13 protein-coding genes are annotated in these 13974 nt (G+C 73.5%); 8 read left to right on the top strand and 5 right to left on the bottom strand.

Annotated features, from left to right (window positions below; genetic code table 11):
* Positions 1-29 precede the first annotated feature (29 nt).
* On the bottom strand, positions 30-923 hold the full coding sequence (locus P3T39_RS20615; protein ID WP_280699898.1) for a LysR family transcriptional regulator: 894 nt from the start codon (positions 921-923) through the stop codon (positions 30-32).
* 72 nt (positions 924-995) lie between these two features.
* Between P3T39_RS20615 and P3T39_RS20610 the strand changes: the two genes are divergently transcribed.
* The gene (locus P3T39_RS20610) at positions 996-1868 is read left to right on the top strand and encodes a dihydrodipicolinate synthase family protein (protein ID WP_280699896.1); all 873 of its coding nucleotides are present in this window, start codon (positions 996-998) and stop codon (positions 1866-1868) included.
* Between the two features lie 139 nt (positions 1869-2007).
* Positions 2008-3036: an aspartate-semialdehyde dehydrogenase gene (locus P3T39_RS20605; RefSeq protein ID WP_280699893.1), complete on the top strand. Its 1029-nt coding sequence runs from the start codon at positions 2008-2010 to the stop codon at positions 3034-3036.
* Here the strand turns inward: P3T39_RS20605 and P3T39_RS20600 are convergent.
* Positions 3026-3835, bottom strand: coding sequence for a hypothetical protein (locus P3T39_RS20600; protein ID WP_280699891.1), 810 nt, complete (start codon positions 3833-3835; stop codon positions 3026-3028). The genes P3T39_RS20605 and P3T39_RS20600 overlap by 11 nt on opposite strands.
* Before the next feature lie 186 nt (positions 3836-4021).
* On the opposite strand from P3T39_RS20600, the gene P3T39_RS20595 reads away from it, so the two are divergent.
* From P3T39_RS20595 to P3T39_RS20580, 4 genes are all read left to right on the top strand, one after another.
* Positions 4022-5233 carry an NYN domain-containing protein gene (locus P3T39_RS20595; protein WP_280699890.1) on the top strand — a complete coding sequence of 404 codons (1212 nt, stop codon included), beginning with the start codon at positions 4022-4024 and terminating at the stop codon, positions 5231-5233.
* A 171-nt stretch (positions 5234-5404) separates the two neighbouring features.
* Complete coding sequence (locus P3T39_RS20590; protein ID WP_280699887.1) at positions 5405-6505, top strand: ABC transporter ATP-binding protein; 1101 nt, start codon at positions 5405-5407, stop codon at positions 6503-6505.
* Between the two features lie 190 nt (positions 6506-6695).
* Entirely contained in the window at positions 6696-7496 is an 801-nt protein-coding gene (locus P3T39_RS20585) for an ABC transporter permease (RefSeq protein ID WP_280699885.1), read from the top strand.
* Between the two features lie 153 nt (positions 7497-7649).
* Positions 7650-8462 carry a hypothetical protein gene (locus tag P3T39_RS20580; RefSeq protein ID WP_280699883.1) on the top strand — a complete coding sequence of 271 codons (813 nt, stop codon included), beginning with the start codon at positions 7650-7652 and terminating at the stop codon, positions 8460-8462.
* Positions 8463-8508: 46 nt separating this feature from the next.
* Here P3T39_RS20580 and ybaK read toward each other — a convergent pair whose 3' ends face one another.
* The 3 genes from ybaK to P3T39_RS20565 form a co-directional block, all read right to left on the bottom strand.
* A complete protein-coding gene (gene ybaK / locus P3T39_RS20575) occupies positions 8509-9015 on the bottom strand; it encodes a Cys-tRNA(Pro) deacylase (RefSeq protein ID WP_280699881.1) in 507 nt (168 codons plus the stop codon).
* 20 nt (positions 9016-9035) lie between these two features.
* A complete protein-coding gene (locus P3T39_RS20570) occupies positions 9036-9764 on the bottom strand; it encodes an LON peptidase substrate-binding domain-containing protein (protein ID WP_280699879.1) in 729 nt (242 codons plus the stop codon).
* Between the two features lie 107 nt (positions 9765-9871).
* Positions 9872-11431, bottom strand: coding sequence for an oxidoreductase (locus tag P3T39_RS20565; protein WP_280699877.1), 1560 nt, complete (start codon positions 11429-11431; stop codon positions 9872-9874).
* 91 nt (positions 11432-11522) lie between these two features.
* Here P3T39_RS20565 and hisD point away from each other — a divergent pair, with 91 nt between their 5' ends.
* Together hisD and P3T39_RS20555 are read left to right on the top strand one after the other, a co-directional pair.
* Entirely contained in the window at positions 11523-12830 is a 1308-nt protein-coding gene (gene hisD / locus P3T39_RS20560) for a histidinol dehydrogenase (RefSeq protein ID WP_280699874.1), read from the top strand.
* Positions 12827-13969 (top strand): histidinol-phosphate transaminase, encoded by a 1143-nt coding sequence (locus P3T39_RS20555; RefSeq protein ID WP_280699872.1) that lies wholly within the window; start codon positions 12827-12829, stop codon positions 13967-13969. The genes hisD and P3T39_RS20555 overlap by 4 nt, the downstream gene beginning before the upstream one ends.
* Positions 13970-13974: the final 5 nt, after the last annotated feature.

The following is a 13974-nucleotide window of genomic DNA, read 5'->3' as shown; positions in this document are numbered from 1 at the left end:
GTGTGACGCTGCGTCAATTGCGCGTGCTGTCAGGAGGATCGGCCGCCGAGCTCGGCCGGGACGGCGGTGTGCAGGGCGGCGATGAAGGCGGCGACGGCCGGGTGGGCTCCGGCCCCGGCCCGGAAGGCGGTCCGGGTGCGCCGGTACATCGGCAGCCGGGTGAGCGTCACCCCGGGATACCGGCCGGCCGTGGTGCCGAGATGGGGCACAAGGGCGACACCCTGACCGGCCGCCACCAGGGCCAGCACGGTGGTGAAGTCGTCGATCCGGTGCCTGACCTGCGGGGTGAACCCGGCCGCCTCGCAGGCCCGCAGCGCCATGCTGTGGCACAGCGTGCCGGGCGGCGCCATGATCCACGGCGAGTGCCGGTGCTCGGCGAGCCCGCCGGGGGCCGGCGCGGCCAGGTACATCGGCTCGGTGAACAGCGCCGCGGTGGCCGCAAGACCGGGCTCGGGCTCGGCCGGGACGAGGTCGTACTCATGGATCAGCGCGACATCCAGCTCACCCGCGCGCAGTGCCGCGGCGACGGCGGCCGGGTCCACCTCGGTCACCATCGGCACCAGACCGGGATGCCGCCCGGCCAGCTCGGCGAGGGCGGCCGGGATGATCGAGCGGGCGGCCGACGGATAGGTGCCGATCCGCAGCGGACCGGCGAGCCCCCGCCGGGCGTGTGCCAGCTCGGCGCCCGCCTGCTCCAGACGCTCCAGCACCGCCTCCGCGTGCCGGACCAGGTTCCGTCCGGCAGGTGTGAGCGCCACTCGCCGCCCGCTGCGCTCCAGCAGCGGCACCCCGGCCTCCCGCTCCAGCACCGAGAGCTGTTGGGACACCGCCGAAGGGCTGAACGACAGCGAGTCCGCGACGGCGGCGATGGTCCCCAGATGGGCGAGTTCGCGCAGCAGGCGCAGGCGGCGTACGTCGAGCATCACCCCACCTTACGAGAAGCCTCGGAAATGTGAACTGGACCTGCACGGTGCCCGGGCCGCAGGCTCATGGGCATGGAACTCAACGGGATCTACGTACCGCTGGTCACGCCGTTCGCCGCCGACGGCACCGTCGCCGCCGAGGCGCTGGAAGGGCTGGCCAACGAGGTACTGGACCAGGGCGCCGCCGGACTGGTCGCCCTCGGCACCACCGGCGAGCCCGCCACCCTGGACGAGGACGAGCGCCGGACGGTCACCGAGGTCTGCACCCGGGTCTGCCGCGAGCGCGGCGCCACCCTGATCGTCGGCGCGGGCAGCAGTGACACCCGGCGCAGCGCCCGGCAGCTGGCCGAGCTGGACGGCGCGGACGCGGCGCTGGTCGCCGTCCCGTCCTTCACCCGGCCGGGCGAGGCCGGTGTGCTCGCCCACTTCGAGCACCTGACCGCGCACAGCGCCGTACCGCTGATCGTCTACTACATCCCGTACCGCACCGGACAGCCGCTGAGCGCCGCCACCCTGCGCAGGCTGCTGGAGCTGCCCGGCGTGGCCGGGGTCAAGTACGCGGCCGGCGGGATCGACGACGGCACCGTCGAGCTGCTCGCGGGCGGCCCCGCCGGAGTGCTGGGCGGGGACGACGTGGTCTTCTCGCCGCTGCTCGCACTGGGCGCGCCCGGCGGCATCCTGGCCTCCGCGCACCTGGCCACCGGCCGGTTCGTCGAGCTGGTCGACGCCTGGCGCAAGGGCGACGCGGTATCGGCCCGCAGCCTGGGCCACCGACTGGCGCCGCTCTCCGGCTCGGCCTTCGCCGAACCCAACCCGAGCGTGATCAAGGGTGTGCTGCACGCCCAGGGCCGGATCCCCACCCCGGACGTCCGGCTCCCGCTGCTCCCGGCGGGGGAGCCGTCCGTCACCCGGACCCTGGGGCTGCTCGCGGCGCTGGACGGCTGACGCGCACGCCACGGGTCCTTTCCCGCGCCCCCGGGGGTGCCCATAGCGTGGGACGTGTACCCGCACCAGCCCGCCGACCAGGCATGATGGCCAGGTGCGGGGCCAGAACGAGCACAGTAGAAGCAACAGGAGGAGTCCGATGAGGATCGGCATCGTAGGAGCCACCGGCCAGGTCGGCAGCGTGATGCGCCGCGTACTTGCCGAGCGCAGCTTTCCGGTGGAGCAGCTGAGGCTCTTCGCCTCGGCCCGTTCGGCCGGGCAGACCCTGGAGTGGCAGGGCACCGCGATCACCGTCGAGGACGCCGCCACGGCCGACTACAGCGGCCTGGACATCGTCCTCTTCTCGGCCGGCGGCGCCACCTCCAAGGCCCTGGCGCCCAAGGTCGCCGCCGCCGGCGCGGTCGTGATCGACAACTCCTCGGCCTGGCGTCGCGACCCCGAGGTCCCGCTGGTGGTCGCCGAGGTCAACCCGCACGCGATCGCCGATCGGCCCAAGGGCATCATCGCCAACCCGAACTGCACCACCATGGCCGCCATGCCGGTGCTGCGCCCGCTGCACCAGGAGGCGGGTCTGGCCGCACTGGTGGTCTCCACCTACCAGGCGGTCTCCGGCAGTGGTCTGGCCGGTGTCGCCGAGCTGCACGAGCAGGCCGCCAAGGTGGTGGACGGCGCCGCCGCGCTGACCCACGACGGCTCCGCCATGGAGTACCCCGAGCCGCAGGTCTACAAGCGCCCGATCGCCTTCAACGTGCTGCCGCTGGCCGGCTCGATCGTGGACGACGGCTCCTTCGAGACCGACGAGGAGCAGAAGCTCCGCCACGAGAGCCGCAAGATCCTGGAGATCCCGCAGCTCAAGGTCTCCGGCACCTGCGTCCGCGTCCCGGTCTTCACCGGCCACTCGCTGCAGGTCAACGCCCGCTTCGAGCGTCCGATCACCCCGCAGCGCGCGGCCGAGCTGCTGGCGGCCGCACCCGGCGTGGAGCTCTCGGAGATCCCCACCCCGCTGCAGGCGGCCGGTCAGGACCCGACCTACGTCGGCCGGATCCGGGCGGACGAGACGGTCGAGCACGGTCTGTCGCTCTTCCTCGCCAGCGACAACCTGCGCAAGGGCGCGGCGCTCAACGCCGTCCAGGTGGCCGAGCTGGTCGCCGCCGAGCTCAGGGGCTGACGCCGGGCCCAGGACTGTCCGTCGCCGCCGCCGGGTTCGCGGCGACGGCGACGGACAGCGAGGTCGAGGTCGCGTCGCCCGTCCACTTGTCGCCCGGGGAGTACCACTGGTAGTCGCCCGAGGCGGTCGCCCGGACGTGCGCGGTGAGGGTCCCCGTCGGGTCCGAGACGGCGGTGGCGACCGTCGTCCACAGACTGCTGCCGGCCGGGCGGAACTGGAGGTAGGTCATACCGTTCCGGTAACCGTGGAACTTGTTGTCGCTCCAGAACGCCCGGGCCAGCCAGCCGCTGACCGCCAACTCCTGGCCCTCGGTGGCCTGTTCGGGAATCCCGTAACCCGTGACCCGGGCCGCGCGCTTGAGCGAGAAGCCGGCCGCCGTCTGACCGACGAAGTGGTCGCCGTCGTTGGCGTTCACCTTGAGGTCCACGAACCAGGTGCCCGCCTCGTCGTTGAACACGTCCTTCTTCATCGGGTCCACCGTCACCGTGCCCCGGCAGACCGAGACGGTGGCCGAGGTCGGCGTGCACTGCGTCGGACCGACCTTCAGTACCCCGTACGAAGGTCCCCAGACGCCGATCGGGCCCACCGAGCGGATGCCCGAGTCGTCCTCGGCCGTCACCTCCAGAGGGAAGGTGACCGGGTCGGTCGGGCCGAGCAGGATCGAGCGTCCGTCGTTGACGGAGACCGCGAGCACCCGCGTGTCGCCCTGCGAGGTGTCGGTGGTCACGGTAGGCACCAGCAGCACGGCACCGGCCGCCAGGCCGGTCGCCGCGCACAGGGCCACAGTTCTCTTCCGCATCAGTCCCTCAGTATTGCCAGTGGCCACGTCCGTTCCTACGACGCAAGATCCGATCGGACGGTTCGCCGCCCGATCGGCGGGTAAAGAAGTGCGCAACGGTAGTGCGGCCCGGGGTCCAGCGCCCCCGCAAGGTGTGCCGGCGCGCCTCTGACGAGCCGGTGCCGACCCGGAGAAGAGGTGCGGAATTTGGACCGCTGCGTCGTCCTCGTGGACGCCGGATACCTGCTGGGGGCCGCAGCCAGCCTACTGGCCGGGGAGCCCTCGCGTTCCCGGGTGGCGGTGGATCACACTGCGCTGATCGCCGCCCTGCGGGCCCGCGCCGAGGCCGAGACCGGGCTGCCGCTGCTACGAATCTACTGGTTCGACGCCGCCCCCGACCGCCGCCCGCTGCCCGAGCACCGCCGCCTCCGCGTGCTGCCCAGAGTCACCGTGAGGCTCGGCGCGCTGACCCGGGCCGAGGGCCGCTGGGTACAGAAGGGCGTGGACGCGGTGATGCACGCCGAGCTCTCCGAACTGGCCCGCAACCGCGCCTGCGCCGATGTGGTGCTGGTCACGGGGGACGGCGATCTGCTGCCCGGCATGATGTCCGCCAAGGAGCACGGCGTGGTCGTCCACCTCTGGGCCCTGCAAGCCGCCGACGGCGACTTCAACCAGTCCGAGGACCTGGTCGGCGAGGCGGACGAACGCCGGGTACTCGACCGCGAGTGGATCGAACAGTGGGTACGGCTGCGCGAGATCCCGACCGCCCACCCGCTGGGCGAACCGCGACCGGAGATCGCCCAGCTGCTCGCCGCCCCGCACGCGCCCGCCGCGGTCCACCCGGGCCGCCGCCGCCATCCCGAGCGCCCCGGGCAGCCCGCGGAACCTGCCGTGGCCCACTCCGACGCCGGCCTCAAGGTCGTACCGACCCCCAGGGACCTCGCGCACCGGGCTCCCGCACCCGTCGCGAGCACAGTCCCCGCCTCGATCGTGCTGCGCTGGTCCTCCGAGCGCGGCTGGGTGGACCGACCGGCCGCCGAGCCCCACGCCCCCGGCGACAGCCTGCCGATCCTCGCCCAGCTCACCACCGCCGAACAGCGCTGGGCCGATCGAGAGGAGGACATCACCTCGATCGGCGGCGACGCCCACGAAGTCGGACAGGTCTTCGCCCGGCGCTGGATGGACCGGCTGGGCTCCGCCGACCGGCTCACCCCGCTGTGGGCCGACTACCCCCGCATCCCGCACCGCCTCGACGGCGAGCTGCTCCGCTACGCCGCCCGCTTCGGCCTGCTCGCCCACAAGGACGACCAGATCGACGAACACGACCGCTATGCGATCCGGGCCGGGTTCTGGAAGGAGCTGGCCACCCGGGTGCCGGGCGGCGAGCTCCTGACCGCCGACGGCCGAACCGAGGGGTGAACCTCGGGCGGTCATGCGGGGCCCCGCGCCGCCGACGGGTGACGGGGCGAGTGACCGGGCGAGTGACGGGCGGCCCGCGCGGCACGGGGACGGCCTCCGCCCGGGGGCGGCTGCCGGGCATGTCAGCCCCCTTGTCCTGATCAGGTCCGCCAGCGCGTAGAGTCTTCGACCGTGAGCGACACCGACCGGCTGGCACCGCAGGCCATGCCGCAAGGCGACCTCGGCGGTCCCGGGCCTGACGCCGGGCAGTGCTGCACCGTACGAGACCTTGCCAAGACCTACCGCAGCTCCGGCCGAGGCACCGGCCGGGGCCGCAGCCGGACAGCTGCCGGGAGCGGCGCTGTCGACGGGGCCGTCGAGGGCGGTGCAACCGGCGAGATCCGGGCCAACGACGGCATCGACCTGGACATCAGGCGCGGCGAGGTCTTCGGTCTGCTCGGTCCGAACGGCGCCGGCAAGTCCACCCTGGTCCGGCAGCTCACCGGGCTGCTCCGCCCCGACCGGGGCAGTGTGCACATCCTCGGCCACGACATCGTCCGCCACCCCGAACGGGCCGCCCGGCTGCTCGCCTACCTCGGGCAGGAGTCCACCGCGCTGGACGAGCTGACCGTCGCCCTCGCCGCCGAGACCACCGGGCGCCTGCGCGGCCTCACGCGGGCCCAGGCCCGCAGCGAGTCCGCCGACGTGCTGGCCGAACTCGGCCTCGAACCACTCGCCGAGCGTCCGCTCGCCAAGCTCTCCGGCGGTCAGCGCCGCCTCGCCTGCTTCGCCGCCACGCTGGTGGGGGAGCGGCCGCTGCTCGTCCTGGACGAGCCCACCACCGGGATGGACCCCGTCGCCCGCCGCGCCGTCTGGGCGGCGGTGGACCGCCGTCGCGCCGAGCGCGGCACCACGGTGCTGCTGGTCACCCACAACGTCATCGAGGCGGAGACCGTCCTCGACCGGGTCGCCGTGGTGGACCGGGGTAAGGTCATCGCCTGCGACACCCCCGGCGGCCTGAAGGCCCTGGTCGACGGCAACGTCCGGCTCGACCTGGTGTGGCGGACGGAGGCCCCCGTCGAGGTCCCCGCCGTCGCGCGACTCGCCGAACAGGCCGAGCGCACCGGCCGCCGCTGGACCGTCCGCACCACCCCCGAGCAGGCCCGCGAGCTGGTCGCCGCCGTCACCACGGGCCCTGCCTTCGCGGCTCTCGACGACTTCACCCTGGCCACGCCCAGCCTGGAGGACGCCTACCTCAAGCTGGGCGGCAGTGGCGGGGGGCTGGCCAAGTGAGGTCGAGTGGCCCGGCCCGCCGGCGCACGGTGTGCGCGGGCGGGTTCGAGGGCAAGTCGCGCCGACCGGATGCGGCGGGCCCCGGTCGTGGCTCTCGCGGGGACGGGCCCGGGGGCGCCGTCCGGCGTGCCCGGGCCGACTCCGCCCGTGTCGACCGAGTGACGATCTTTTCTCTCTCCGAGGTGGACCGGTGACCCTGCTCGACCGTCCGGTTGCGGTGGCCCAGGCCGCCGTGCCGCTCGCGCCTGCCGCGCGGTTTCTGCCCTCGCTGGCCGCCGTCTACCGGGCCCAGCTGGCCCGTGCCCGGGTGGCGCGGATCCCGCTGCTCTTCGTGGCCACCTTCCAGTCGCTCGGCATCCTGGTGATGATGCGCGGAGTGGTGGACCCCGGTGCCAACTCGGCCGCGTACGCCGTGGTGGCCGGTTCCAGCGTGCTGGTGGTGGCCTTTGTGGCGCTCAACCTGCTCGCCCAGTACTTCGGCAGGCTCCGCGCGACCGGTGGGCTCGACTACTACGCGACCCTGCCCGTGCCGCCCGCCGCCGTGGTGCTCGGGACGGCCGCCGCGTACGCCTCGTTCACCGTGCCCGGCGCCCTGGTGACGGCTGCCGTGGGGGCGGTGATGTTCGCGCTGCCGCTGACGAACCTGTGGGTGCTGCTGGCCGTCGTACCGCTGGCCGGCGCCGCGCTCTCCGGGCTCGGCGCGGCCTGCGGCCTGCTCGCGCCCCGCCAGGAGATCGCCACACTGCTGGGGCAGCTCGGGATGTCCGCCGCGCTGCTGCTGGGCGTCCTGCCGGTGGACCACCTGCCGCAGGCCGTCCGCTGGCTGCGCGATCTGCTGCCCTCGACGTACGGGGTCGAGGCCTTCGCCCGGACGTTCGAGGCAGGGCCCGACTGGGCGGCGGTGGCCGGGGACCTGACGGTCTGCGCGGTGGTCGGCCTCGCCTCGCTGACCGTGGCCACCTGGGCCTACCGCCGGGCGACCACGCGCTGAGCGGGCCGCTGCGCGGGCACCGTCGGATCCTTCCGCAGACGCCGCCCCGCGCGCCCGGACGGTGCATGGCCGACCGTGTGCCGAAGGCCCGTCGGACCGGCCGGGCGCAGGGCTGACCCGTGCGGATGCGGCGAGTCGTGAAACGATGGGCCGGTGACCGTACCGAACACCCCTGCGGGTCCGGGCGCCGAGCCGATGCCCGCCGCCGATCCGTACGCAGTCGATCCGTACCTCCAAAAGCCCCCGCGCGAACGGCAGCCGCTGCTGCCCGAGCTGCGGATCGGCGCGCTGCTGACGGTGGCCGGTGTGCTGCTCGGCGTCGTGGTCGGCCTGCTCTGGCTCTGGCTGGCGCCTCGCGTGATGCTCGTCGCGACCAGCGACGCCATCCGGTACGTCGACCCCGAGGGCGAGCAGCGGGCCGGAGCGGACGGTGTCTTCGCCCTGCTCGGGCTGGGTGCCGGGCTGCTCTCCGCGCTGGTGGCCTTCCTGCTGACCAGGCAGCGTGGTGGCGGTATCGCGGTGGCGGCCGGTCTCGGGTTGGGCGGGCTGGCCGGTTCGCTGGTCGCCTGGCAGCTGGGGGTGCGGCTCGGGCCGAGCACGGATGTGATCGCGAACGCCAAGGCGGCGGGCAAGGGCGTGGAGTTCAGCTCCGCCATCGACCTCGGGGCGCGGGGGGCACTGCTGGTGTGGCCGATGGCGGCCCTGGTGCTCCTGCTGATCCTCTCGGCGGCCCTCGGCAAGCGCGAGGAGGACCCGCCGCCGTACTGGGCAGGCACGCCGTGGCCGGCCCCCGAGGGCGGAAGTGTCCCCCCGGTGCCCGAGCACCCGGCTCCGCAGGGGGATGAGGCAGCGGCCCCGGACGCCGAGGCACCGGCCGCCGACCGGGAGCAGGGCGACGGAGTGCCGGGCACGGACGGCCCTGACCAGAGCCTCCGTCCCGAGCACGGCCCCGTCCCGCCTGCCTGACGGGTTCGCAGCCGATCCGGCGTTCCCCGTTGCCCCGGGAAGTGCCTCAGCGGCCGATCGGCGCGGTGCGGGCCTTGGTGAGGGCCGCCAGATCGGCGGGCGCCAGTTCGACCTCCAGGCCGCGTCGGCCTGCCGAGACGTACACCGTCGGGTGGTCCAGCGCGCTTGCGTCCAGCACCGTGCGCAGCGGCCGCCGCTGCCCGAGGGGCGAGATCCCGCCCAGGACGTAGCCGCTGCTGCGCTCGGCGGCCGCCGGGTCGGCCATCGCTGCCCGCTTGCCGCCGACGGCCGCGGCCAGCGCCTTGAGGTCGAGCTGTCCGGAGACCGGGACGACGCCGACCGTCAGGGTGCCGTCCACGTCCGCGACCAGAGTCTTGAACACCCGTGCGCGGTCGACTCCGAGCGCCTCGGCGGCCTCGCCGCCGTAGGAGGCGGCGGCCGGGTCGTGCTCGTACGCGTGCACGGTGAAGGGCACCCCCGCGGCCTGGAGCGCGACCGTCGCGGGCGTGCCCTGGCCGTTCTTCGCGCCGCCGCCCTTCGCCTTCTTCGCCAAAGCTGTCCCTCTCGGTTCGGTCAGTTCGGGCTGAACGCCTGCCGGGTCAGATCCGTCGCGGGCAGCGAGGGCAGCCAGGCGAGCAACGCGCTCTCCCTGCGCAGCAGTTCGAGTTCGGTCGTGAGGCGCTGTGCGGTGTCGGGGCAGGCGAGCAGCTCCTGCTTGACCGGTGCGGGCAGTACCGAGGCCGCCGCGACCAGGTAGGAGAGCACCTGCGGGTCGTCGGGCAGTCCCTGTTCCCCGGCCAGGCTGGCCTCCCTGGCGCCCGCCAGCCGCTTGCGGTAGGTCAGGAACGCCCGTTCGACGCCTGCCGCGAGAGCTCCGGCACCGTCGCCCGCCCGCTCCTCGATCGGCTCGGTCTCGCCGACCAGGTACGGCCCCGTGGCGTCCACGTGGTGCAGCCGGAACCGGGTGGTCCCGGTGACCAGCAGTTCGTACTGGCCGTCGGGGAGCTCCTTGACGGAGGCGATCGAGGCGACGCAGCCGACCTCGTAGAGCGCCTCCTTCGGCTCGCCGGTCACCGTGCCGAGGCCGTCCAGCGGGCCGACCGGGCCGTCGTTCTCGCGGACCGGCGCGACTTCCCGCCCGTCCTTGATCGCCACCACCCCGAACCGGCGCGGCGGGTCCTCGGGCTGGGCCAGCAGGTCGCCGACCAGCCGCCGGTAGCGGTCCTCGAAGACGCGCAGCGGCATCACGAGTCCCGGGTAGAGGACCGTGTTGAGCGGGAAGAGCGGGAGCCGTTCAGTCACGGCGGACAGACTAGTTGTCCGACGGCCCGCCGCGCTCCGGCCTTTCGGTACGAGGCGTTCCCGGGCAGGTGATCAGCCGTGCACCCGCGCAGCCGGCCGACGGCCCGTCAGCCGCGCTGGAGCATCCTGGTCGCACCCGCGACCACGGTGGTGGCCAGGACCCAGCCCGAGACCACCAGCGCGGCGACGACCCACTGCCCGGCCCGGTCCGGGTTCCAGCCGTCCTGGCTCAGGTCGACCACCGGGAGCACCTTGCTGAGTGCGTACAGGGCGGGGTTCCAGGTGGGCCGTTCGTCGGCCTTCAGCGGTGCCGGGTGGTGGGCGCTGAAGTACGCGGTGCCGACCGCCCAGGCGGCGACCAGCCAGAGGGCCGCCCGTCCCGGCCGGTAGCCGTAGCCGACGGTGGCGTCCTGGAGGCGGCCCCAGATCCGTCCCGGCAGCGGGAGGGTGGAGCGGCGGCGGCGCTGCTTGGCGTACTGGACCTCGCGGGCGTCCTCGTCCCGGCCGTCCCGGCGCAGCGCGGTGGCCAGTTGTTCGTAGGGCTCGGGCTGGAACTCGCCCAGGGAGTCCTCCAGCCAGGCGATCCGCTGCTGGACGGTGAACGGCTCGGCGGGGCGCAGCGACTCGTAGGTGAAGCCGTCGAGGTCCACGTCGCCGTCGCGGGGCCAGGCGTCCGGGGCGTCGACCAGGTTGCCGACCCGGGCGCGGGAGAGCGAGAGACGGCCGTCGGGCGGGGTGCGGCAGGTGATCCGCAGCTCGGGGGTCTGGATGCGGCGGAGCGAGAGCTCCTGGTCGGCGGTGAGGTGGAACTCGGCGTTGGTGATCAGGCAGGCGTTGTCGAACCGCCCGTCCACCAGCCGGACCCCGCCGTAGGCGCGCAGCGGGGTGCTCGGGGTGCCGGGCGGGATCGGGGCACCGTAGCCGTCGCCGTAGATCGTCCTGGAGTCGGCCCAGCCGCCGTCCAGCGAGCCGCCGAGGTAGAGGGTGTTGCCGACGGAGATATGGGCGAGGTTGAGGCAGTAGCCGTCGGGGCGGGCGGCGTGCAGCTGGGCGCCGCGGAAGGAGAGCCGGCCGCCGATCCGACCGGTGCGCATGCTGATCTCGCCGTGGCAGGTGATCCGCTCGGCCTCCAGGTCCTGGTGGACGGCGAGCCCGTCGGCGGCCAGTGCCCGGCCGTGGCGGTCGGCGCCGATGGTGGCCTGGTTGAGCAGCAGATCGGTGCCGATCTTGGCATCGGTGAGCCGGATGCCCTGGGGGATGGTGCAGCGGGCGAGGTGCAGGTCGCCCTCGGTGGCGAGCCGGGAGGCCTCGAGCCTGGGTATCAGGCAGTCGATCAGCCGCAGGGTGCTCGCGCGGGCCTCGGAAATGAGGATTTTCTGCTCGAAGCGGCAGTGGTGCAGCTCGACGTAGTGCTCGATGGTGCCGCCCGCGAGCAGCAGTGCCCCGCTGATGTACGCGCCGGTGATCTTCAGGCTGGCGACGCGCCCGGGGGCGGGTTCGGGTGCGTCGAGCAAAAGGGTGGCGAGTACCTCGGCGCGCAGGGTGCGCTCGGGGCCCGGATCCTCGTCGCCGATGTCGTCCCCGAGGTGGTGCACCTCGCCGTGTCTGAAGGCCCTCCAGAGGTCCTGTTCGACCGGTGTCCAGTCGCTCGGTGCCCGCTCCGCCACGTATTCCCCCAGGTGTTTCGCCGTCTCGCTTTTCGTATCACGGACTGGAATGCGCGGCTGCTACTTCTGGCCACTCCTTACACTTGGCTCTGTGATCTCTCGAATCGACCTGCGCGGCTCCTCTTCGGACCTGCGTGACGTGCTGCCCCGTGCCGAGTTCGACGTGGAGGCCGCCCTGGAGAAGGTGCGGCCGATCTGCGAGGACGTACGCCATCGCGGTGTCACGGCGCTGATCGAGATCACCGAACGCTTCGACGGCGTCACGCTGGAGACCACCCGGGTCGCGCAGGCGCAGATCGACGCCGCCCTTGCGGGCCTGGATCCGAAGGTGCGGGCCGCACTGGAGGAGTCCATCCGCCGTGCCCGCCTGGTCCACCGCGAACAGCGGCGCACTGACCACACCACCCAGGTGGTGCCTGGCGGCACGGTCACCGAGCGGTGGGTGCCGGTCGACCGGGTCGGCCTGTACGTGCCCGGCGGCCTGGCGGTCTACCCGTCCTCGGTGGTGATGAACGTCGTCCCGGCCCAGGAGGCCGGTGTCGCGGGCATCGCCGTGACCTCGCCGCCGCAGAAGGAGTGCGGCGGGTCGGTGCACCCGACGATCCTGGCGGCCTGCGCGCTGCTCGGCGTCACCGAGGTGTACGCGGCCGGCGGCGCCCAGGCGATCGCGATGTTCGCGTACGGCACCGAGGAGTGCGCGCCCGTCAACCTGGTGACCGGCCCCGGCAACATCTACGTCGCCGCCGCCAAGCGCCTGCTCAAGGGCCGGATCGGTATCGACGCCGAGGCGGGCCCGACCGAGATCGCCGTTCTCGCGGACGACAGCGCCTCGCCGCGCGACGTCGCCGCCGACCTGATCAGCCAGGCCGAGCACGACCCGATGGCCGCCTCCGTGCTGGTCACCGACTCCCTGGTGCTGGCCGAGGCGGTCGAGGCCGAGCTGAAGACCCAGGTCGCCGACACCAAGCACCGCGAGCGGGTCACCACCGCGCTCGGCGGCAGGCAGTCCGGCATCGTGCTGGTGGACGACATCGAGCAGGGCCTGGCCGTGGTCAACGCCTACGGCGCCGAGCACCTGGAGATCCAGACCCGCGACGCCCGCGCGGTCGCCGCCCGGGTGCGCAACGCGGGCGCCGTCTTCATCGGCCCGTACGCGCCGGTCTCGCTCGGCGACTACGCGGCCGGCTCCAACCACGTGCTGCCGACCGGCGGTTGCGCCTGCCACTCCTCCGGTCTCTCGGTGCAGTCCTTCCTGCGCGGCATCCACGTCGTGGACTACTCGCGCGAGGCACTCGCCGACGTGGCCGCGCACGTGGTCAACCTTGCCAACGCCGAGGACCTGCCCGGCCACGGCGACGCCATCCGCGCCCGCTTCGACTGGACGGTGCCCGGCTCGTGAAGATCGACGACCTTCCCATCCGCGACGAGCTGCGCGGCCAGTCCCCGTACGGTGCACCGCAGTTGGACGTGCCCGTCCAGCTGAACACCAACGAGAACCCGTACCCGCTGCCCGAGCCGCTGGTCGCCCGGATCGCCGAGCGCGTCGCCGAGGCCGCCCGCAACCTCAACCGGTACCCCGACCGGGACGCCGTCGAGCTGCGCGAGGGCCTGGCCGCCTACCTGACCCGGACCACCGGATTCGCGCGCAGCCGCGAGCAGGTCTGGGCCGCCAACGGCTCCAACGAGATCCTCCAGCAGCTGCTCCAGACCTTCGGCGGCCCCGGCCGCAGCGCGCTCGGCTTCGAGCCCTCGTACTCGATGCACGCGCTCATCTCCCGTGGTACCGGCACCGCCTGGATCTCCGGCCCGCGCCGTGACGACTTCACCATCGACGTCGAGGAGGCCACCCGGGTCATCGCCGAGCACCGCCCCCACGTGGTGTTCATCTGCTCGCCGAACAACCCGACGGGCACCGCGGTCGCCGCCGAAACCGTCCTCGCCCTGTACGAGGCCGCGCAGGCCGCCAGGCCGAGCCTGGTGGTCGTGGACGAGGCGTACGTCGAGTTCTCGCACCGCGCCTCGCTGCTGCCGCTGCTCCAGGGCCGTCCCAACCTGGTGATCAGCCGCACCATGTCCAAGGCCTTCGGCGCGGCGGGTCTGCGCCTGGGCTACCTGGCCGCGGACGCGGCCGTGGTGGACGCGGTGCAGCTGGTCAGGCTGCCGTACCACCTGTCGGCCGTCACCCAGGCCACCGCGCTGGCCTGCCTGGAGCACACCGACACCCTGCTGGGGTATGTCGAGCAGCTCAAGGCCGAGCGGGACCGCCTGGTCGACGCCCTGCGCGAACTCGGCCTCGAAGTCACCGACTCCGACGCCAACTTCATCCAGTTCGGCCGCTTCGCCGACACCCACGCGGTCTGGCAGGCGATCCTCGACCAGGGCGTCCTGGTCCGTGACAACGGTGTCCCCGGGTGGCTGCGTGTCACCGCCGGCACCCCCGCCGAGAACGACGCCTTCCTGGACGCCGTCCGCATCGCCGTCCCGTCGCCCACCCTTGCAGGAGCGCGCCTCGCGCGCGCAGCCAGTCAGGAGCTGTAACCCCG

Source organism: Kitasatospora sp. GP82 (genome assembly GCF_029892105.1).
Lineage (GTDB): Bacteria > Actinomycetota > Actinomycetes > Streptomycetales > Streptomycetaceae > Kitasatospora.
This window is presented reverse-complemented; position numbering and strand designations above follow the sequence as displayed.